The 20,575-nt window shown below is 33.3% G+C and carries 18 protein-coding genes, 1 other RNA gene and 1 pseudogene; 9 read left to right on the top strand and 11 right to left on the bottom strand.

The features are described 5' to 3' along the window. Positions 1–5: 5 nt before the first annotated feature. Together LF845_RS10490 and LF845_RS10485 are read left to right on the top strand one after the other, a co-directional pair. On the top strand, positions 6–815 hold the full coding sequence (locus tag LF845_RS10490) for an ATP-binding protein (RefSeq protein WP_242820970.1): 810 nt from the start codon (positions 6–8) through the stop codon (positions 813–815). Further along, positions 809–1,624, top strand: a complete 816-nt coding sequence (locus LF845_RS10485) for an MBL fold metallo-hydrolase (protein ID WP_242820969.1) — start codon at positions 809–811, stop codon at positions 1,622–1,624. The genes LF845_RS10490 and LF845_RS10485 overlap by 7 nt, the downstream gene beginning before the upstream one ends. Positions 1,625–1,953: 329 nt before the next feature. On the opposite strand, the gene LF845_RS10480 is transcribed toward LF845_RS10485, so the two are convergent. After that, positions 1,954–3,267 (bottom strand): citrate (Si)-synthase, encoded by a 1,314-nt coding sequence (locus LF845_RS10480; protein WP_242820968.1) that lies wholly within the window; start codon positions 3,265–3,267, stop codon positions 1,954–1,956. A gap of 270 nt (positions 3,268–3,537) precedes the next feature. On the opposite strand from LF845_RS10480, the gene LF845_RS10475 reads away from it, so the two are divergent. Next, positions 3,538–4,377 (top strand): DMT family transporter, encoded by an 840-nt coding sequence (locus LF845_RS10475; protein ID WP_242820967.1) that lies wholly within the window; start codon positions 3,538–3,540, stop codon positions 4,375–4,377. A gap of 101 nt (positions 4,378–4,478) precedes the next feature. On the opposite strand, the gene LF845_RS10470 is transcribed toward LF845_RS10475, so the two are convergent. Together LF845_RS10470 and LF845_RS10465 are read right to left on the bottom strand one after the other, a co-directional pair. Then, positions 4,479–4,706 (bottom strand): hypothetical protein, encoded by a 228-nt coding sequence (locus LF845_RS10470; RefSeq protein ID WP_242820966.1) that lies wholly within the window; start codon positions 4,704–4,706, stop codon positions 4,479–4,481. 92 nt (positions 4,707–4,798) lie between these two features. Beyond that, positions 4,799–5,152 carry a hypothetical protein gene (locus LF845_RS10465; RefSeq protein WP_242820965.1) on the bottom strand — a complete coding sequence of 118 codons (354 nt, stop codon included), beginning with the start codon at positions 5,150–5,152 and terminating at the stop codon, positions 4,799–4,801. Positions 5,153–5,181: 29 nt separating this feature from the next. Between LF845_RS10465 and LF845_RS12085 the strand changes: the two are divergent. Together LF845_RS12085 and rnpB are read left to right on the top strand one after the other, a co-directional pair. Continuing rightward, a pseudogene (locus LF845_RS12085) lies at positions 5,182–5,697 on the top strand (endonuclease); the annotation flags it as partial. Between the two features lie 133 nt (positions 5,698–5,830). Further along, positions 5,831–6,262: RNase P RNA component class A (rnpB, locus tag LF845_RS10460), an RNA gene on the top strand. A 24-nt stretch (positions 6,263–6,286) separates the two neighbouring features. Here the strand turns inward: rnpB and LF845_RS10455 are convergent. From LF845_RS10455 to LF845_RS10440, 4 genes are all read right to left on the bottom strand, one after another. Beyond that, complete coding sequence (locus LF845_RS10455; RefSeq protein ID WP_242820964.1) at positions 6,287–7,576, bottom strand: NAD(P)/FAD-dependent oxidoreductase; 1,290 nt, start codon at positions 7,574–7,576, stop codon at positions 6,287–6,289. A 10-nt stretch (positions 7,577–7,586) separates the two neighbouring features. Further along, positions 7,587–8,147 (bottom strand): c-type cytochrome, encoded by a 561-nt coding sequence (locus tag LF845_RS10450; protein ID WP_242820963.1) that lies wholly within the window; start codon positions 8,145–8,147, stop codon positions 7,587–7,589. Between the two features lie 78 nt (positions 8,148–8,225). After that, positions 8,226–9,899, bottom strand: a complete 1,674-nt coding sequence (locus LF845_RS10445) for a thioredoxin domain-containing protein (RefSeq protein WP_242820962.1) — start codon at positions 9,897–9,899, stop codon at positions 8,226–8,228. Continuing rightward, positions 9,886–11,121: an EAL domain-containing protein gene (locus LF845_RS10440; RefSeq protein WP_242820961.1), complete on the bottom strand. Its 1,236-nt coding sequence runs from the start codon at positions 11,119–11,121 to the stop codon at positions 9,886–9,888. The genes LF845_RS10445 and LF845_RS10440 overlap by 14 nt, the downstream gene beginning before the upstream one ends. A gap of 210 nt (positions 11,122–11,331) precedes the next feature. Between LF845_RS10440 and LF845_RS10435 the strand changes: the two genes are divergently transcribed. From LF845_RS10435 to cimA, 4 genes are read left to right on the top strand one after another with little or no spacing between them, the layout of a single operon-like run. Beyond that, positions 11,332–12,651, top strand: coding sequence for a homoserine dehydrogenase (locus LF845_RS10435; RefSeq protein ID WP_242820960.1), 1,320 nt, complete (start codon positions 11,332–11,334; stop codon positions 12,649–12,651). 2 nt (positions 12,652–12,653) lie between these two features. After that, the gene (locus LF845_RS10430; protein WP_242820959.1) at positions 12,654–13,820 is read left to right on the top strand and encodes a cofactor-independent phosphoglycerate mutase; all 1,167 of its coding nucleotides are present in this window, start codon (positions 12,654–12,656) and stop codon (positions 13,818–13,820) included. A gap of 15 nt (positions 13,821–13,835) precedes the next feature. After that, positions 13,836–15,065, top strand: coding sequence for an aspartate kinase (locus LF845_RS10425; RefSeq protein ID WP_242820958.1), 1,230 nt, complete (start codon positions 13,836–13,838; stop codon positions 15,063–15,065). Further along, on the top strand, positions 15,055–16,632 hold the full coding sequence (cimA, locus tag LF845_RS10420; RefSeq protein ID WP_242820957.1) for a citramalate synthase: 1,578 nt from the start codon (positions 15,055–15,057) through the stop codon (positions 16,630–16,632). Before LF845_RS10425 ends, cimA begins: the two co-directional genes overlap by 11 nt. Before the next feature lie 138 nt (positions 16,633–16,770). Here cimA and LF845_RS10415 read toward each other — a convergent pair whose 3' ends face one another. The 4 genes from LF845_RS10415 to LF845_RS10400 all read right to left on the bottom strand — a co-directional run. Then, the gene (locus LF845_RS10415; protein ID WP_242820956.1) at positions 16,771–18,036 is read right to left on the bottom strand and encodes a dihydroorotase; all 1,266 of its coding nucleotides are present in this window, start codon (positions 18,034–18,036) and stop codon (positions 16,771–16,773) included. Between the two features lie 20 nt (positions 18,037–18,056). Next, complete coding sequence (locus LF845_RS10410) at positions 18,057–18,977, bottom strand: aspartate carbamoyltransferase catalytic subunit (RefSeq protein ID WP_242820955.1); 921 nt, start codon at positions 18,975–18,977, stop codon at positions 18,057–18,059. Between the two features lie 20 nt (positions 18,978–18,997). Beyond that, positions 18,998–19,531: a bifunctional pyr operon transcriptional regulator/uracil phosphoribosyltransferase PyrR gene (gene pyrR, locus LF845_RS10405; protein ID WP_242820954.1), complete on the bottom strand. Its 534-nt coding sequence runs from the start codon at positions 19,529–19,531 to the stop codon at positions 18,998–19,000. A 170-nt stretch (positions 19,532–19,701) separates the two neighbouring features. After that, the coding region (locus LF845_RS10400; RefSeq protein ID WP_242820953.1) for a PAS domain-containing protein at positions 19,702–20,575 on the bottom strand (874 nt) is incomplete at its 5' end.

Raw genomic sequence — 20,575 nt, 5'->3', positions numbered from 1 at the left:
TACATATGAAAAAAATAGCATGTTTTATTGAAAATTACAACATACTTCAAAAAGTTCAAAAGTATAGTGAACTTGAAGAGATTGATTGTGTGAATTTTGTAGATAACCCCTGCGAAATCGACTATGGCTTTATTTTTTATATTACTGATGTTGCGGATTCTGAACAAAAGTTTGATTGTGGTGAATTGCCTATTGTCATTATTGGACAAAAGGAATCTAAAAAATGTGTGTATGAACTAAGTGAATCATTTGACATCATTCAGTTTAGAATGTTGATAGATACTATTTATCATGGTGGTAAGATTGGTTTTTTTTCAGATGGATTTTACCCAAAATTTATTCATAAAGAATTTATTATACGTAACAATATCTTTGAAGTAGATAAAATTGTTTACAATATTACAAAAGAATTGAGTTGCTTTTGTAGTATTTCAGACATTCAAAAGCTTAGGATAGGACTATCTGAAATCATTACTAACGGGATTGAGCATGGTAACCTTGAAATAACCGGTGATGAAAAGTTTGAAAGTACGGAAAAAGGGACTTATACGGATATGCTAAATGAGAGACTTCAAAGGGATGAATTTTCTAAAAGATATGTTACCGTTAATATCTTTTACAATAATGAATATTTTGAAGTAAGAGTTACAGATATGGGTAAAGGTTTTAATGTGAAAAAAGCAAGTGAAAAGAATGAAGATGATTTATTAAAGTTACATGGCAGAGGAATAATGATAGCTAAGATGTATTTTGATGAAATAGAATACAATGAAAAAGGGAATTCAGTTAAACTTTACAAGAGGTTTAAGTGCTAAAAATCTTAGGTTGTCGTGGTACTAACAGTGTGTATGGTGTAGAGTTTAATAAATATGGATCATACACATCATCACTCATTGCAACTTTAGGTGATAGAGCTGTTTTATTTGATATGGGGACGGGTGTTCAGAGCTTAACAAAGCAGGACTTGGACGGAATCACTGAGTTTAATATTTTCTTTTCACATTTACATTGGGATCATTTGATCGGCATATTAGGGTTTAAACCATTATTTTATAAGGACGTTAAAATTAATTTTTATGTTAGTGAAAAATATGGCTTTAAAGGGATAGATGAATTCTTGTCAAATATTTATAAAAAACCATTTTTTCCTGTTGGGATAGAAGTATTTAATGCTAAATTGAGCCTCAAGTTGGTTTCGAATCAGAAAAAATTTTCCTTTGAAGGTATTGATATAGAATATATGGCTGGAAATCATCCTAATGGTGCATTGGTTTATAAGATTTATACTGATGATAAGAGGTATATTTATGCAACAGACTATGAACATTCTGATCAGTCTGATAACAGTCTAATAGAGTTTGCAAGGAGAGCTGATTATTTAATATTTGATACCACATATTTCCCCGATGATTATGAAGGTTTAATTGATGGTGTGTCTAAGAAAGGATGGGGGCACTCTACATATGTAAAGGGTTGTGAAATAGCCAAGAAAGCAAATGTAAAGAGTTTGGTATTATTTCACCATAATCCAGAATATACAGATAAAGAGCTTGAAAAGATGCATTTGTTGGCACTGAAAATATGCCCAAACACGATTATTGCAAAAGATGGAATGCTTTTATAGCTTTTTTTAAGATAGCATAAATTGCCATTATTCCAATTTTGTAGCTTTATGTCGCAATATTATTTTTCTTTTTTAATTCCGCTGATAACCATAGTTTAGCTCTGATTTTATTTGATTTACTTTCTCTGTACCTTGTGTAATTTCACCTGTTATAAATAGTTTTCAAATTGTTGGTATGGATATTATATTGATTACTCTAAAATATTTAGGGTATTATAAGGCTAAAATAGTTATAGTACTAAGCGCTTGTTAAAAATAGTGATATATCAAAGTATAAAATTAACAAATTGTACAAATTAAAAAAGGCCCCATAAGGGGCCTTTAATATATTACTTTTTAATTCCTGCGATTTCTTCAAGCATATCAGTAGTAACAGATTTTGGTCTTTCAATAGGATAACCAAGAGCTCTGTCCCAAGTAATGTTAGCAAGAACACCAAGGGCACGACCAACACCAAACAATACAGTGTAGAAATCGTACTCAGTAACACCGTAGTACCACTGAATAACACCAGACTGAGCGTCAACGTTTGGCCATGGATTTTTAGCTTTACCATGCTCCATAAGAACTTTTGGAGCTACTTCATAAATCATGCTAACAAGCTGGAATAATGGGTAGTCCTTAAGCCCAGGAGTCTTAAGACAGAATTCTCTTTGTGAAGTATATCTTGGGTCAGTTTTTCTAAGAACAGCGTGACCGTATCCAGGAATAACCTGACCTGAATTAAGTGTATCCCAAAGAGCTTTTTCCAACTCTTCTTTAGTAGGAAGTTTACCACCAAGTTTTTGCATAAAGTTTTGTGTCCAAGCAAGTACTTCTTGGTTAGCAAGACCATGAAGTGGACCTGCAAGGCCGTTAATACCGGCTGAAAGTGAGTAGTAAGCATCAGAAAGAGCTGATGCAACAAGGTGAGTTGTATGAGCTGATACGTTTCCAGATTCGTGGTCAGAGTGAAGAATGAAATACATTCTTGCAACATCATCATAAGGTTTGCCGATGCCCATCATGTGAGCAAAGTTTCCACCCCAGTCAAGCTCAGGATTTGGAGCAATTGGAGTATCTCCCTTATACTTCATTCTGTAGATATAAGCAGCGATTGTTGGTAATTTTGCAAGAAGATTGTTACAATCTTCATACATATCTTCCCAACAAGTCATCTTGTTGAATTTACCTGCTGCATAGTTTTTAGCAAAAATAGACTCTCTCTGCATAGCAAGAATTGCCGCTGAGAACATAGTCATTGGGTGAGTATCTCTTGGCATAGTTCTTAAAATGTCCCAAACATATTCAGGAACTTGTGAGCGAGCTTTCCAGTCAGCTACTACTTCAAGAGTTTGCTCCATTGTAGGAACATCACCAGTGAGAAGCAACCACCAAAAACCCTCTACGTAAGGATATTCTGAACCAGGCACTTTTGGCAAAGCTGCAAAAGTCTCAGGAATAGTCATCCCTCTAAAACGAATACCTTCCATAGGGTCAAGGTAAGAAATATCTGTAACTAATGATTTTATTCCTCTCATCCCACCAATAACTTGCGAAATTGTAACCTCTCCAACCTTAACATCACCATATTCTTTAACAAGTCTGGTAGTTCTAGGTCTGTGTGCTTCAATCTTCTTGGCTAATACTTCCTTTAATGACATATAAACCTCCTTGGAATTAGTGTTCTTATTTTTTAAACCGTTGTTTATTTTTTAGCATTATAATTTTCTATTGTCAACGATTTTATTGTATATTGTATACAAAATAATGTAATTTTTTGTATGTTATATCCTTAATTTAATTAGTAAATAAAGGCTATTTGTAAATTTTATTGATTTGGAAGATTAGTTATATAACGACGATATGATAAATAAACGTTTTTTGAATATAGTGCTTGATTTATAATTAAATCAGAATTATTAAAAATAACTATGATTGGATTTATATTAGTCATCTTTAGTGCCTTCACCCACTCTTGTTGGAATATTCTATTAAAAAAATCTAATAATAAATACATATTTAATTACCAGATGCATCTGGTAAACCTTTTTATTTTTACAATAATTACCGTATTTTTTTTCAAAAACAGTTTAATGTTTGATTTAAGAACAATATTTTTAGGGCTTTTAGCTGCTATTTGTTTTACACTGTATCATCTATGTTTATCAACTAGTTATAACTTAACAGATGCATCTCTTGTATATCCAATAACAACCGCATCCCCACTTCTCGTTGTTATATGGGCTAAGTTTTTTATAGGTGAAGAAATTTCATTTTTTGGGTTATTTGGAATATTAATAATACTTATTGGTGTGATGATAATGCATTCCACCAAAATGAAAGTTAGCCTTGATACAAAAGGAATAATATTTGCAATCTTGTCAGCAGTATTTTACTCTTTTGGGGCTATTGTTGATAAGTTTGGTGTATCTAATAGTAATTTCATATTATATGTTTACTCACTTGTTGTTTTTATGACGATGTTTTTGACAATTCAGGCGAAATTAAAATATAAGAATCATTTAGAAGAATTTGATAAAAATAAAATATATGTTTTAATTGGTGGGGTGATAATATTCTTGTCGTTTTTGAGTTATAGATTAGGGCTTGTATATATGAATGTTTCTTATGCTACATCTTTACGTCAAATTAACGCTGTTTTTGGAGTCTTGCTTGGAATCTACTTTTTAAAGGAAAAATTGTATTTGAAACGAATTGTAGGGGCAATAATTATATCTATAGGTGCCTTCATAATAAAATTGAACATATAATGGCATATATTATGCTATAATATATTTAGCAGTAGTGGAACAACCACGCTGTTAGAAGGATCGTCCATTGCCGGCAGGATGCCGGCTTCTTTTTCAACTACTTATTCTGCAATAATAATTACCTCTTTTCCTTTTAATGATTCGAGCTCTTTTAAACTTAATTCAGTCGTAATTACAAGTGTAGATTTTCCATTTTCATCTACTCTGCCCGGTCTGATATGAATAACTTTTCCATTAAATCGGAATTTTTTTCTCACTTCACTTTTTAAGCGGCTGTTATTGCCAGTGTTTCCTATAACTGCTATAGTAGGGAATAGTATATTATCCATATTGACCTCTTAATTTCAATCGGTAATTAAATAACAAACTTTAATTTTATTATGGAATTGCTTTGAGAAATAGAAGAAAATATGTTGATTATTTAGTCATAAAATTCATCTATAAATGTGTGGTCTAATATTCCTAAGGCTTCTCTTTGAGTTTTATATTCATTAATATATTTTTCTTTTAACTTTAACATCTTCTCAATCTTTATTTTTGATTTAGTTGTTTTATTTTGAACATTCTCCAAAACTTTATCGTATATTTTTTTCTTTTTTCGTTTTAATAATGGTATTTTTTTTTCGATTTTAATAAGTATTTTTTCGTTTCGAGCCAAAAAATGTTTTTCTTTTTCTATTAACGTGCAGATGATATCTACTTTTTTCCCATACCTGGAAAGTGTTTCAGATTTCATCATGTTGATTTCATTGTTTAGTTGTGATAAGTCAAACATAAACATATTATTTCAAAAAGGTTGGACAAATGCAAGAAAGAATAAATCGGGTGTATTTATTACTTGAAGAGCATTATGGGAAAACCGGATGGTGGCCTGCCGAATCGATATTGGAGATAATTGTAGGGGCTGTCTTGACCCAAAATACCAGTTGGGCAAATGTCGAGAAAAGCATCAAAAATCTTAAAGAGAATAGTATGCTTGATTTTCAAAAATTAATCAATGTAAATGATGAGTTTTTGAAATCTTTGATTAAGCCATCAGGGTTTTACAATTTAAAAGCTAAAAGATTGAAAAATGTGCTTAATTTTTTTAATGAATTTTGCGGTGGTAAGTTTGACAATATTAAAAATAAAAATGTTTACGATATTAGGAAAAGTCTACTGACAGTTAATGGTGTAGGTAAGGAAACTGCCGATTCAATAATTTTGTATGCTTTAAATATGCCAATATTTGTTATAGATGCATATACTAAAAGATTATTTAAAAGACTTGGGATTAATGATTCGGAAGATTATGATAACTTGCAAGAAATGTTTCATAAATTAGTAGAGCCAAGCGTAGATGTTTATAAAGAATATCATGCGTTTATAGTGAACCTTTGTAAGGACTTTTGTAAAAAAAAGCCTAATTGTGAATTTTGCCCTTTAAAATCTCTTTGTAATTACTATAATAATCTTTGCTGGTCGGGTGATCGCTCGGGATAATCTCGGGAGGAAAGTCCGGACACCATAGAGCAGGGTAATCGGTAACACCGATACGTCGAAAGGCGTGGAAAGTGCCACAGAAAATATACCGCCGAGCACCTCACTTTATCTATTTGAGCAAACAATAAAACTCATATTATTGAGTGCTATTTTTAAGCCAAATACTACCAATGAGGTGCTTGGTAAGGGTGAAAAGGGGAGGTAAGAGCTCACCGCCTGTCTGGTGACAGTCAGGGCATGGTAAACCCTACCCGGTGCAAGGCCAAATAGGCAAGTGTTTGAGGGCTGCTCGTCCGATGCTTGCGGGTAGGCTGCTTGAGGCAAGTAGCAATACTTGTCCCAGATAAATGATCACCACCTAAGAGATTAGGTACAGAATCCGGCTTACAGACCAGCAAAAAAAAGCAGCCTTAATAGGCTGCTTTTTTTACATTAAAGTGTCACTCCAGATATTTTCAGCCCAGCTGAGCTGATGTTTGGCATCAATTTTTGATCTTGTTTTAGGTGTCCCGGAAGCTCCCTTTATTGTAATAGTCCTTTTTACATTTTCGTTGTATTCATATACAGCAGTTACCCATATAGCTTCGGTATCACTTACCATACTGTAACATGCGTTTGCCATAAATGGTTTTGGCGGCATCTTTCCATTTAACGATGATACTACAGACTCAGCTACTACTTTACCCATAGAATTTGCAATATAGCCTGATTTTGGAACAGTTCCTACACTACCTGTATTTGTAGAATCACCAATTACATACACATTTTTAAATATCTCTGATTCAAAAGTGTATGAATTTACAAATGCCCAAAGCTTATCTTCCTTAATAAGCCCAAGTTTAAATGCAGTATTTGAAGCTTTTTGATTAGGTATGAAGTTTATTATATCACCTTTAATTTTTCCTTTATTTGTATCTATTATCATATTTTCAGCATCAATATTTTGAACTTCAACTTGGCTAAAGTATTCGAGTTCTCTACGGTAGAAATTGTTCCAAGCAGCTTTAAATAGTTTCCCTTTGGAAGTAACGTCATCGTTGGAGTCAAGTATTATTATTTTCCCACCCAAGTTATTCCTTTTTATAAAATTGGCAATTAATGATGCTCTTTCATAAGGCCCTGGTGGACAACGGTAAGGAGACTTTGGAACCCTTAAAATTACAGTGCCTCCTTTTTTAAGCTCACTTAGCTGTTGTCGTAGTATTTCAGTTTGCTTACCGGCTTTCCAGGCATGAGGAATTTTGTCAGTTAGATTTAATGAGTAACCAATGTTATTATCTTCAATAAAACCTATACCAGGAGATAGTATCAGTTTATCATATTTTAGTACGCCTTTTGTAGTGATAAGTGTATTGTTTTCCGGGTTTAGTTCCAAAGCTTCTGCCTGCAAGATTTTTATTCCGTAGTTTTTTTCAAGTAAGTCATATTTGAATGTAATGTAATTCATATCCTTTAATCCAACAATTACGAGGTTGGAAATAGGGCATGAAACAAAATAACTATTTTTTTCTATCAAAATAACTTCTATAGTAGGGTCATTGAGTTTGATATATTTTGCTGCTGTAGCGCCTCCAAAACCACCACCCACAACAATAACTCTCTTACCTTTTTTTGGTATAACTTCCGAATGGTATTTACCTGCGCATCCAAATATTGACAACCCTGCTACACCAACTGTGGTATTTTTGATAAAACTTCTCCTATTAATGTTTGACATATTATCCCTCCTATCGTCTTATTGAAGAGAAATAGTTGGCAAGTGCTTCCAAGTCATCATCACTGTATTCACTCACAAAAGACATTTCATCACTTTTTAGCACACTATTTTTATAGTCTAATAAAACCTGCTTTAAGTAAAAGACAGGCTGACCGGCTATTCTTGGGTAAGCCTCAATACCTTCACCAAGTTTGCCATGACAGTCATAACATACTTCAGCAATTTTTTTACCTTTATTCGCCAGATTATTATCATAAATTTTGTTGGTATTTACCCATTTTTTGCTTGAAAAGTAATTTGCAACAAAATTAATCCTTTCGTCGCTGTAGCCTTTTGCTATTTTATTCATGACTGAGCCTGCTTTTTCATCATTTTTATATTCTTCCATAACCTTTTTTAGATAATCAGCCTTTTGCCCCCCAATTATTGGAATCGAATCACCTACAGATGCACCATCAGTACCGTGGCAGCCTGCGCAAATCACTACTATTCTTTTTTCACCTGTTTCAGCAAAAACAAAACTAACGGTAGTTAAAATGAGAAAAAGAAGGAAAGTTAATCTTACTTTCATATACGCCTCCTATAACATTATGAGATATTATATCATATTTTCAAATTTTAGGAGCTGACAAATTAGAAAAACTTTAATTTAATAATTTTGTAGATTTAATAGGGTAGGGTGGGCTAATGGAAATTTATTAAATCTATCAAAAGCGATTAGTTTCAAAGTTTTAATATCAACATTTAGGTCAATAAATTTACTGAAATAGACTGTGTTGATAACATACAAGCCAAAGGCCGAGTAAATAGCCTCATCAAAAGTATCAAATACTGAGTGATTCTTATCAAAATATAAAAGACCGTCTTTGAAAAATAACTTATTTGCAGCTTCGATTAATTGCTTTGCAAATGCTTTAAGTTTAACGTCTTTAGTTATTTCAAATACTTTTTGTGTGGCTGCAAGTAGATATGAGTAGTCTTCAAGGCAACTATGCTCAAAAAGGGTATCATTATATCTTATCCTAAATAAGTTTGCTCCGTCAAAATGTTGTTTAAGTTTACCAAAAAGATTAAGTGCTGCATTAAAATAAAAATCATCCGCTGATACTCCAAAATAGTCTAACATTGCTATTACGAGGAGGCTGTTCCAACTTATAATAATCTTATAGTCTTTGTCAGGAGCTTTTTTCGTCTTGTTCAGTTTGGTTAGAATTGTGTGAGTTTTTAATATATCTTTGTAATCGTTTGTTTGTATATTTATGACATTGTTTTTTAAATATATTTTTTCAGATATAAATATTAATTCACTTTCATCGAGTATTTTTAAATCATTTTCATTTATTTTATAATAAAATCCCTCTGAACTGTTACCTTCAAAATCTTCACTTTCAGCATTCATAGATGATATAAAACCGTGTTCAGTAAAAAAATCATCCATTAAAAAGTCAAGTGTCATTTCAGCCGTATGCAAGTAAGTTTTGTTATTTGTTAGTTCATACATTTTTGAAAGAAAACTTACATTTAATGCGTTGTCATAAAGCATCTTTTCAAAATGAGGGACAAACCAACTTTCATCTATGCAATATCTGAAAAAGCCTCCGTTAATATGGTCGAATATTCCCGATGTGCATAATTTTGATGCAGTTAAGTTTAGAAAATCTTGTGTTTTTTTGTTATGGTAAAAATTTTCTTTTGTTAGAGCAATTATTGTTGGTATGTTTGGAAATTTTGTGGTGCCTTTCAGCCCGCCATTTGCCATATCTAACAATTTATCTATACCTTCTGCAAATGCTTTTATGTTTAAAGTTTCAAAATTATCTATCTTCTTTTGCTCTATTAAAATATTAAAATATCCTTCTTTTACTCCTTTTAATTTACCTTTGTCGTTTTTGTAAAAATTTGATATTTGGTTTAAGATATCTATAAACCCTGGGATTCCGTAACTTTCATTAGGAGGGAAGTAAGTTCCTGCGAAAAAAGGAATACCATCATCATCTGTAAAAACTGAGAGAGGCCATCCTCCATTTTTTCCTAAAAGCTGGATGTAGAATTGGTATTTTTTATCAATATCCGGGTATTCTTCCCTGTCTACTTTTACAGAGATAAAGTCATTGTTTAATATATTAGCTACTTGCTCATTATCAAATGTCTCTCTTGACATTACGTGACACCAATGGCAAGAGGAGTAACCGATACTTATGAAAACGGGTTTATGCTCACTTTTGGCTAACTCAAATGGATTATCCCTTAAAGTTAACCAATTTACAGGGTTGTTTTGATGTTGCCTCAAATAAAGTGACGGTTCTTGACTAAGTTTGTTCATATGTGAACAAATTATAGGCCTTACTTTCGATTTCTGCAATGTCAAAATTAATACAAAGGATAAATTCCTTATTTTCTATATTCCTGAATTTTGATGCAACAGTTACTACAAGGGTGTTAGTGATTGTAGATATATATTTTTCTGTAATATATCTTGAGTTTAAGTGACAAGATGTATTTAAAAAGTAATCCTTTTGAGAGTGGTCAGAGTTTATATCTCCGTACCGGAAAATGATATTTCTTTTAAGAACATTTGAGCAGTCTTTGCAATAAATTGAGCTTATTTGTATCCCGTTATTATTCAGTATATAGATACTTTCCACGTTATTGAGCTGTGGTTTTAACTCTTTAAGTAAGTTGTCAAAATGAAACTCTTCATGTCGTTTTATCAAAGTAACAATAGATGTTATCACATCGTTAAAGTTATTGATCATATTTTTCTTTAATAATGAATTAATTTCTATTTCTTTATATGTCTCCTTGGATTTTTCAGAAATAATGTGGGCAATTTCATATATGTTGCTGATTTCTTGAGGTTTTGCAAAGTAAAACCCTTGGAAAAGGTCTATGCCTATTTCAAAACATTTTATCACATCATCGATAGATTCAACACACTCTGCCACTATTACAGTTCCAATTTTTTTGGAAAGTGAAACAATTGATTTAACTATCGATTTTTTAACAAAATTTTTACTGATACCTTGTATTAGCTCCCCTGATATTTTAATAATATCGGGCTTAATTTCCACAATTCTATTAAAATTGGAATTGTCTGTTCCAAAATCATCTATCGCTATTAAAAATCCTTGATTTCTGTAATTCTCTACAAATTCCATTAATTTTTGTGTATTCTCACATTTGTCTTCAATTATTTCGAGCACAATGTTTGAAGGTTTTAACCCAAACATTTTAACCTGCGTAGATGTCCAACCAAAGTCTATGGTATATTTATCCATTATTGAGATATCCACATTTAAAAAAAGTAAGATATCGTCATCATATTTATCTGTAATTATCGAATAATTTTTTAGTGCGTTTAGTCTGCAGTTTCTGTCCAAAATAAGAGTATTGTTTTTGAGAGCAGCTTCTTTAAAGAGAATATATGGAGATATAATATCATTATTAGGAGTTAACCCTCGTGAAAGAGCCTCTAAACCGATAATTTTATTATCTTTAAGGCTGAAAATGGGCTGGAAGTGCGTTAGTAGGTTGTAACTGCTCATCTCTATGTTATATTTCCTTAATTATCGTTATATTAAGATATTATAATATCTCAATATGTAGCGAAATAGTAAATAAACTTTTTAAAGATGAAAGGCAATATTTTTTTGCATAAAAATGTAAATATCGTTAAAATTTTTTTAGCATTTCTTGACAACTTATCCTCTTAGTAGTAATATCTCCGGAAATTTTATACCTGATTGGAGGTGTCTGTGGCTTCTGGTAAAATTAACGTTGGTATAGTAGGGCTTGGGACAGTCGGTATGGGGACTTTGACTGTTTTAAAGGATAATAGAAGCACTATTTTAAATAAGACCGGTATAGATATAAATGTAAAGTCAGTTTGTGATTTAAGAATAGATAGTATTACAAATAAATATGTTAAAGATATTGAAGTTAAAACGAAAAATATTGATGATATCATAAATGATAGCGAAATTGATATAGTTGTGGAATTAATCGGTGGGTATACGGTAGCAAAGGATGTGATACTGAAATCTCTTGATAAAGGTAAGCATGTAGTAACGGCAAACAAAGCTCTTTTGGCTGTTAATGGTAAGGAGATATTTAAAAAGTCAGAGGATAATGGTTTGTATTTGGGTTTTGAAGGGAGTGTTGGTGGCGGTATACCGATTATAAGAGTACTAAAAGAAGATCTTGCAGCAAATAATGTAAATGAGATTTATGGTATTATAAATGGTACGGCTAATTATATTTTATCTAAAATGGAAAGCGAAGGGAAAGAGTTTGACGAGGTTTTGGCCGATGCTCAAAGGTTAGGGTATGCTGAGTCAGACCCTACTTTTGATGTTGAAGGGATTGATACGGCACATAAAATTGCTATTTTATCTTCAATTGCTTTTCAAACGTTAGTACCTTTTGAAGAAATATTTGTGGAAGGGATATCAAATATCAAGCAGGTTGATATAGATTTTGCCAAGAAGCTTAATTGCAAAATCAAGCTTCTTGCTATCGCAAAGAAACATGAAGATGATATAGAGGTAAGGGTGCATCCTACAATTATCCCTGAAAGGTATATTTTATCTAAGGTTAATGATGTCTTTAATGCTATTTATCTTGTTTCCGATAAAGTGGATAGGACGATACATTACGGTAGAGGGGCAGGTAGCCTCCCAACGGGGAGTGCTGTTGTCGGTGACATTATCTCAATTGCAAGAGATATTGCCTCCTGTAGTGCCAAAAGAGTTCCGACTCTCGGATTTAAAAGTGAATATGAACCTCAATATCCTGTAAGGGATATAAATGAAATAACATCTTCATTTTATTTGAGGTTTTCTGCTCTTGATAAGCCGGGGGTATTATCAAAAATTGCAGGTGTATTAGGCAAATATGGGATAAGTATCAAGTCTGCAATTCAGCCTGGTGACAGAGCACCAGGTGATGTTGTACCACTTGTATTTATGACTCATGAAACAAAAGGTAGAAATATAAACAATGCAGTTGCAGAAATTGATTCTCTCGAGTATGTTAGGGATAAGACAGTAGTTTTACGTGTTGAAGGGAGTAGATAGTAATGAAGTATGTAGTTTTACTTTGTGACGGTATGTCAGATTATAAGATACCTGAAATAGATAATAAAACTATTCTGGAGTATGCTGATACATCAAATTTCGACTATTTAGCTGAAAATGGCAGATGTGGTCTTATTTATACAACACCTAAAGGTATGTATCCTGGTAGTGATATATGTAATTTAAGTGTGTTTGGTTATAATCCTAAAGATGTTTATACAGGCAGAAGCCCGATAGAGGCGGCAAGTATTGGTGTTGAAATATCAGAAGAGGATTTTGTTTTCAGATGTAATATTGTGAAGTTAAGTGATGACTACAATGTAATGGAAGATTTTAGTGCTCATCATATAGATAATAAAAAAGCAAAGCTAATTATAGAGGAACTTAACAAAGAGCTAAGAGATGTGGGTGTAGAGTTTTATTCAGGTGTAGGTTATAGAAATATAATGGTCGTTAGAAATAGAAGTTTTGATATTTCAACGACGCCTCCACATGACATAATGGGTAAACCTGTTTTAGATTATTTACCTAAAGGTGAGCAAGCAGGGCTTATTAATGATATAATGGCAAAAAGCAGAGAGGTTATCAAAAGATTAAATATTAAAAATGCAAATTCAATTTGGCTTTGGGGGCAAGGTAGAAAGCCAGAAATAAAGAGTTTTGAAGAGATTTATGGGGTAAAAGGGGCGGTTGTTGCTGCTGTTGACCTGATTAGAGGAATAGGGGTATATGCAGGGCTTGATATTATTGATGTGCCCGGTGCTACAGGATTTATAGATACTAATTTTAAAGGGAAGGCAGAGTATGCTATAAAGGCATTAGATGATCATGATTATGTTTTTATCCATATTGAAGCACCTGATGAGGCCGGACATATGGGCAGTGTTGAAGAGAAGATTAGGGCTGTAGAAAATATTAACAATATTGTGTTACCTGTTTTAATCGAAGCATCTAAAAAAATGGATATGAGGATTCTTATTTCTCCTGACCACCCTACACCAATTTCCTTGAGGACACATGTTGCAGAGCCCGTGCCTGCAATTATATATGGCAAAGATGTAAGACCTGATAAAAATAAACATTATAATGAGAATATTGTTCCAAGTTTTATTTTTGAAGACGGTTATAAAGTTGCTGAATATTTTATAAAAACTCAAAATATAGAGTAGAGTTAGGAGGAATACATGAGCATTGTTGTAATGAAGTTTGGTGGGACAAGTGTTGGAAGCATTGAAAGGATTAAAAATGTAGCTGAGATTATAGCTAAAAAGAAAGATGAGGGGCATGACGTGGTTGTAACGGTTTCTGCTATGGCAGGAGAAACTGATAGACTTATAAATTTGCTTAAATCTATTACTCCTAAGTATGATTTAAGAGAATATGACCAATTGGTTTCAACTGGTGAGCAAGCAAGTATTGCACTTGTAGCTCAGACTTTAAAAACAATGGGATACGATGCAATATCCTTTACAGGACCGCAAATTGGTATGATTACTGACGGTGCTCACTCTGCAGCAAGGATAGTAAAAATTACCGCTGAAAGGTTAAAGAAAGCTTTGGCTGAAGGTAAAATATGTATAGTAGCCGGTTTCCAAGGGATTTACCCGGCTACAGGTGATATTACAACTCTCGGCAGAGGCGGCTCAGATACTACAGCTGTTGCAGTGGCGGCGGCGCTTGATGCTAAAGTATGTGAAATATACACGGATGTTGACGGTGTTTATACTGCTGACCCGAGAATTGTTAAAAATGCAAAAAAACTTGATAAGATTTCCTACGAAGAGATGCTTGAGCTTGCTTCATTGGGAGCTAAAGTATTGCAATCAAGAAGTGTTGAATTTGGTATGAAATATAATGTAGATATAATGGTTTTATCTTCACTTGAAGATAAGCCCGGCACATTGGTGACTAAGGAGGATGAAGATATGGAAAAGGTAATTGTTTCAGGAGTAACATCTGATAAAAATCAAGCAAAGATTACGATTGTAGGTGTACCGGACAGACCGGGGATTGCGGCTGAAATATTTGGCGAACTTGCAAAGCAGAATATAAATGTTGATATGATTATTCAGAATGTTGGTTTGCAAGACAAAACTGATTTGTCATTTACAGTTCAAAAAACTGATCTATTAAGAGCTATGGATGTTTGCAATCAGGTATGTACTAAAATTGGTGCCGACAGGGTTGTTAGTGATGAAAATATTGCAAAGGTTTCTATTGTCGGTGTCGGTATGAAGAGCCATGCCGGTGTTGCGGCTAAAATGTTTGAGGTTTTAGCTGAAAACAACATCAATATTCAGATGATTTCTACCAGTGAAATAAAAATTTCCTGTTTAATAGATGAAAAATTTTCTGAGCTTGCTGTAAGAGTATTGCATGATGCATTTGTAACGGAGGGAGATAGTGTCTCGTAAGATAATATTATATGATACAACATTAAGGGATGGTACACAGGCTGAAGACGTAAATTTTACAGTAAAAGATAAAGTCAGAATTGCCGAAGTCCTTGTTGACTTCGGCATCGATTATATCGAAGGCGGTTGGCCTGGCTCTAATCCCAGGGATATAGAATTTTTTGAAGAAATCAAAAAATCAAAAGTAAATCAAAAGCATATTGCCGCTTTTGGAAGCACACGTAGAGCCAAAAGAAAGTGCAGTAATGATGAGAATATTCAGGCTCTTTTGAAAAGTGAAGCCCCCAATGTCACCATTTTTGGTAAAACTTGGGATTTGCATGTTACCGAGGCTTTAAAAATTTCCTTAGAAAACAATCTTGAGATTATTAATGATTCAATTTCATATCTCAAATCAAAAGTAGACACAGTATTTTACGATGCCGAACATTTCTTTGATGGCTATAAGGCAAACCCTGAATATGCCATTAAGACTCTAATGGCTGCAAAAGAAGCAAAGGCTGACTGTCTTGTACTTTGTGATACAAATGGCGGGACTATGCCTGATGAGATTGTAGATATTATTAATGTGGTTAAAAAAGAGCTTGGTGATTATCCGCTTGGAATTCACTGTCACAATGATAGTGAGTGTGCTGTGGCAAATTCCGTGTTGGCTGTAAAAAATGGTATTGTTCATGTTCAAGGGACTATAAACGGATATGGAGAGCGTTGTGGTAATGCAAACTTATGCTCTGTAATACCAAATTTACAATTAAAATATGGCTTTGAGTGTGTTAGTCCTGAGAAATTAAAAAGATTATGGTCAGTTTCAAGACTAATTAATGAACTTGGCAACTTAAAACACAATATACATCAGCCTTATGTAGGAAGGTCTGCTTTTGCGCATAAAGGCGGAGTGCATGTAAGTGCAATATTGAAAAATGCAAGGACTTATGAGCATATCGAGCCTGAGCTTGTCGGTAATCGGCAGAGGGTTTTGGTCTCAGATTTATCTGGTAAAAGTAATCTTATTTATAAGGCTAAAGATTTCGGGCTTGATATTGACTCTAATGATCCTCAACTTAATGTATTACTTGAAAAGCTTAAAGATCTTGAAAACAAAGGCTTTCAGTTTGAAGGTGCAGAAGCTTCGTTTGAGCTTCTCGTAAGAAGGCATATGGGTAATTTGACAAAATTCTTTGACCTTCTTAGTTTTAGAGTTATTGATGAAAAAAGAAGTGCACTTGAGCCCCCTTTTGCTGAAGCAACTGTTATGTTAAGAGTAGGCGGAGAGATTGAACATACAGCAGCAATAGGAAATGGACCTGTCAATGCACTTGACCAAGCATTGAGGAAGGCACTTGAAAAGTTTTATCCAAATCTGAAAAATATGAATTTGGTGGACTTCAAAGTTAGAATTTTAACAGGTAAAGATGGGACAAAAGCTGTAACGAGAGTGTTGATAGAGTCTAAAGATGATACGGATGTATGGGGTACTGTTGGGGTAGCTCATAATATTATTGATGCAAGTTATCAGGCACTTGTGGATTCTATTGAGTATAAATTGTTTAAAGATGCATATAAGTAAAATTAGGATAACTTTTGGTTAAAAATTGCTTGCAATTTTAAATAACTTGTTATAGAAACTTCAAAAGTTGGCCCGGTCATTCCAAGCTTCTTCCCTCCTCCCCTCTTGAAGCACATGACCGGGATTTTTTTACCTTTTTTAAAGTTTATGTACTATTTTCCCATCCTTTATCGTAAGCTTTGCTATGCCAGTTAATTCTTTTCCAAACAATGGAGAGTTTGTTGATTTTGACTTATTTATTTTATTGTCAAAAAGATAAGTAAAGTCAGGGTCAATGATTGTAATATCTGCTTTTTTCCCCGCTTTTAATTCCCCTTTGTCAGAAAATTTTAGTATTTTTGCAGGGTTGTAAGATGTTAGTCTTACAAAATCTTGCCATGTAAGTTTATTGTCTTTAATCAGTTTTAAAGTAAGAGGGATAAGTGTTTGCAGCCCTGTAATTCCAAAGGCAGCATTATCAAACTCCACAAATTTTTCATCTCTATGATGTGGTGCATGATCAGTAGCAATGGCATCTATAATTCCGCTTTTAAGACCATCAATAATAGCCTCCAAATCCTCTTTTTCTCTCAATGGTGGATTCATTTTGTAGTTGGTGTCGTAATCAAGAAGACAATTTTCGTCAAAAGAAAAGTGATGAGGCGCTGCTTCACAGGTAACATCTATCCCTTCCTCTTTAGCCCACTTTATCAGTTTTAAAGAGCCCTTTGTACTGACATGAGCTATGTGAATGCGACTTTTAGTAGCCTTAGCAAGCAGAATATCTCTTATAATCATTATCTCTTCAGCCTCAGCAGGTATCCCTTTTAGGCCGGTAATTGTGGCAACTTTACCATCGTGGATTACACCTTTGCCTGCAAGATTTTTATCTTCTGAATGGCTTATTATGAAGCTTCCAAATGTTTTGATATATTCAAGTGCACGTCTCATAACTTCACTATTCATTACTGGTAATCCATCATCAGAAAATGCAACTGCACCGGCTTCCAACATATCACCCATTTCTGTTAATTCTTCGCCTTTCATCCCTTTGGTGATTGCTCCGATAGGGTAGAGGTCTATTAATCCGCACTGTTTAGCCTTTTCAATCATATATTTTGTTATGGTTGAGTTATCATTAACCGGTTTTGTATTTGCCATGGGCAAACATGTAGTAACCCCTCCGGCAACAGCAGCTTGACTGCCTGAAATAATATCCTCTTTGTATTCAAGTCCGGGGTCTCTAAAATGAACATGCATATCTATGAGGCCTGGCACTGCAACAAGTCCTGATAAATCAATAATTTCTTTTGCTTGTGGTGTTTCTTTTGTTATTGCTTTGATGGTATCTTTTTCGATTAATAAATTACCTTCTTCGGTACTGTTATGATTTATTATCTTTAATCCTTTAATTAGTATGCTCATTTATTCCTCCTAAATATTGACTATATATTATTAGCAACGATGTATAATGCAGCCATTCTAACTGCAACTCCGTTTTCAACTTGGTCAAGTATTACAGACTGTTTGCAATCTGCAAGCTCTGTGCTAAGTTCAACCCCTCTGTTAATTGGTCCTGGATGCATGATAATACAATCGTTTTTAGCTTTTTTTAGCTTAGCTTTGTTCAAGCCAAAAAACTTGGCATATTCTCGATCAGAAGGGAGTAATACAGTTGACATCCTTTCTTTTTGTATTCTAAGCATCATTATTACATCACAGTCTTCTACTGCTTCATCCATGTTTGATGCGATGTAACATCCAAAGGGGGTAGTTTCTTTTGGAAGCATTGTTTTAGGACCAAACAATTTGACATTGATACCGAGTTTGTTCATTGCCCATATATTAGATCTGGCGACCCTGCTGTGAGTTATATCCCCTATAATGGCTACATTTAATCCTTCTAATTTTTTCTTGTGTTCTTTAATGGTTAATAAGTCCAAAAGAGCTTGTGTAGGGTGCTCATTTGTCCCATCCCCGGCATTAATTACGCCAGCTTTTGTGTTTTCTGCAATAAATTTTACAGAACCGGAATAGGCATGTCTTACCACAAATATATCTGAGCTCATAGATTCGATGTTTTTAACGGTATCGATTAAAGTCTCGCCTTTCGTAGTACTGCTTGAGGATGAGGAAAAATTTATTGTGTCAGCAGAAAGCCTTTTTCCTGCTATTTCAAAAGATGTTCTCGTCCTTGTTGAAGGTTCGAAAAATAGATTTACAATTGTTTTCCCTTTTAATGTTGGGACTTTTTTTACTTCTCTTTTGTTGATTTCTTTAAATTTTTCAGCTTGATCAAGGATAAAAAGGATTTCATCTTTAGTCAGATTTTTCATTCCAACTAAATCTTTTTTAGTGTATGTCATAGTTCACCCCTATGGTTAATTTACATTTTTTCTATTGTAACAGAATCAATTGCATCTATTTCTTTAAGCATTACATTAATTTTTTCATCAAGGCTTGTTGGGACATACTTGCCTGTAAAGTCAGGTTGAATTGGAAGCTCCCTATGGCCTCTGTCTATTAGAGCTACAAAAACGATTTTTTTGGGGCGTCCGAGGTCAGTTATTGCATCCATAGCTGCTCTCACTGTTCTACCGGTAAAAATTACGTCATCAATAAGGAATATGCTTTTACCTTTTATGTCAAAGTTGATTTCTGTGCCCAGTATTTTAGGAAAATCGGATATTTCAGATAAGTCATCCCTATATAGAGTAATATCTAAATATCCCACATCAACAGAAGTATTTTTAAATTCATTAATCTTCTGAACTATTCTGTCGGCTAATATAGCTCCTCGCCTTTTTATTCCTATTAGCTTCATTTTGCTGATATCCTGACATTTTTCTAAAATCTGAAATGCCAACCTTGTGATAATACTATCAATTTCGTGCGCATTCAAAATTTCTCGCCCATTCATAAGTCCTCCTTTTGACAAAAAAAAAAAAGCCTCCCAACGATTTGTTGGAAGGCACACAATTTATTTTTTCTTTATTCTTCTCATTTTTTACCCTTTCAAATATTAAAGGCTTAAAAGTGATGTGTCAACAAAAATAATTTAAAATATAACTTTTTTGCAATATCCCCTTATCAACTCCAATCAAGGAGCCTTTTTTCACCTTCAATTTTTTTTATTTCTGTAATATCTTGAGTTACTTCGAGAGTTCCAATATATTTGCCATCTTTATCCCTTACTGCAAAATATTTTATATAAACCATTTTCCCTTGCATATTTATCCAGAAGTCAGCTTTATCTTTATCACCTTTTTTAAAGGCATTTAATATATTTTCCACAGTGTGAAGACTCTTTTGAGGGTGACAGTTTTGCACTTTTCTACCTATAACTGACTTTGTTCTTATAAAAACTCTATCTTTAGGATTTGAAAAGTATTTAACTTCATCTTTGTCGTCAATAAAGGTTATATCGACAGGCAGGTTATTGAATATTGCTGATAATTGCTGTAGGCTTAAATTTCCTGTTTCAAGTTCAATAATTCCATCGTTAAAATTTAAATTTTTATTATCCGTTATTTCTAAGTTGTTATTATTAATAAGCCCAAGTTCAATGCATTCTTTGAGCATTTCTGATTGTTTTTTTTCATTTATAAGTTGATAAAGTAACGGATATAAAATATTTGATTCCCTATGTATTAAAGAATAAATATCGAAAAATAATTTGCCGATTAGTTTATGAAACTTTTCCACAGTTAAACTGTTATTTTTTATTTTATCTATAAGTTGCTTTAGAGTATTTCTAACATCATCGTGTTCAGACCACATAATTAATACACATTTGTATTCAGGATAGCTTTTTTCAAAGATAGGAAATACGATATTTTCTTTAATTTTATAATGTTTGTCTAATTGCTGAAGTTCGTAAAATTTTTCTAAAAGGGAGACCTTAACATTTTCTAAATCTTCATTATTGTTAATATCCTTAATGATATTTTTAAGTTTAGACAAT

This window comes from Deferrivibrio essentukiensis (assembly GCF_020480685.1).
In the GTDB taxonomy this organism is placed as follows: Bacteria; Chrysiogenota; Deferribacteres; order Deferribacterales; family Deferrivibrionaceae; genus Deferrivibrio; species Deferrivibrio essentukiensis.
The sequence above is the reverse complement of the archived record's forward strand: the minus strand, read 5'-3'. Positions and strand labels throughout refer to the sequence as shown.

Coding starts and splice junctions, on each gene's coding strand:
- LF845_RS10465 (WP_242820965.1), bottom strand. CDS start 5,152: ATGTTTGACTTATCACAACTAAACAATGAAATCAACATGATGAAATCT.
- LF845_RS10480 (WP_242820968.1), bottom strand. CDS start 3,267: ATGTCATTAAAGGAAGTATTAGCCAAGAAGATTGAAGCACACAGACCT.
- LF845_RS10450 (WP_242820963.1), bottom strand. CDS start 8,147: ATGAAAGTAAGATTAACTTTCCTTCTTTTTCTCATTTTAACTACCGTT.
- LF845_RS10440 (WP_242820961.1), bottom strand. CDS start 11,121: ATGAGCAGTTACAACCTACTAACGCACTTCCAGCCCATTTTCAGCCTT.
- LF845_RS10410 (WP_242820955.1), bottom strand. CDS start 18,977: ATGACATACACTAAAAAAGATTTAGTTGGAATGAAAAATCTGACTAAA.
- pyrR (WP_242820954.1), bottom strand. CDS start 19,531: ATGAATGGGCGAGAAATTTTGAATGCGCACGAAATTGATAGTATTATC.
- LF845_RS10430 (WP_242820959.1), top strand. CDS start 12,654: ATGAAGTATGTAGTTTTACTTTGTGACGGTATGTCAGATTATAAGATA.
- LF845_RS10475 (WP_242820967.1), top strand. CDS start 3,538: ATGATTGGATTTATATTAGTCATCTTTAGTGCCTTCACCCACTCTTGT.
- LF845_RS10455 (WP_242820964.1), bottom strand. CDS start 7,576: ATGTCAAACATTAATAGGAGAAGTTTTATCAAAAATACCACAGTTGGT.
- LF845_RS10425 (WP_242820958.1), top strand. CDS start 13,836: ATGAGCATTGTTGTAATGAAGTTTGGTGGGACAAGTGTTGGAAGCATT.
- LF845_RS10470 (WP_242820966.1), bottom strand. CDS start 4,706: ATGGATAATATACTATTCCCTACTATAGCAGTTATAGGAAACACTGGC.
- LF845_RS10445 (WP_242820962.1), bottom strand. CDS start 9,899: ATGAACAAACTTAGTCAAGAACCGTCACTTTATTTGAGGCAACATCAA.
- LF845_RS10490 (WP_242820970.1), top strand. CDS start 6: ATGAAAAAAATAGCATGTTTTATTGAAAATTACAACATACTTCAAAAA.
- LF845_RS10415 (WP_242820956.1), bottom strand. CDS start 18,036: ATGAGCATACTAATTAAAGGATTAAAGATAATAAATCATAACAGTACC.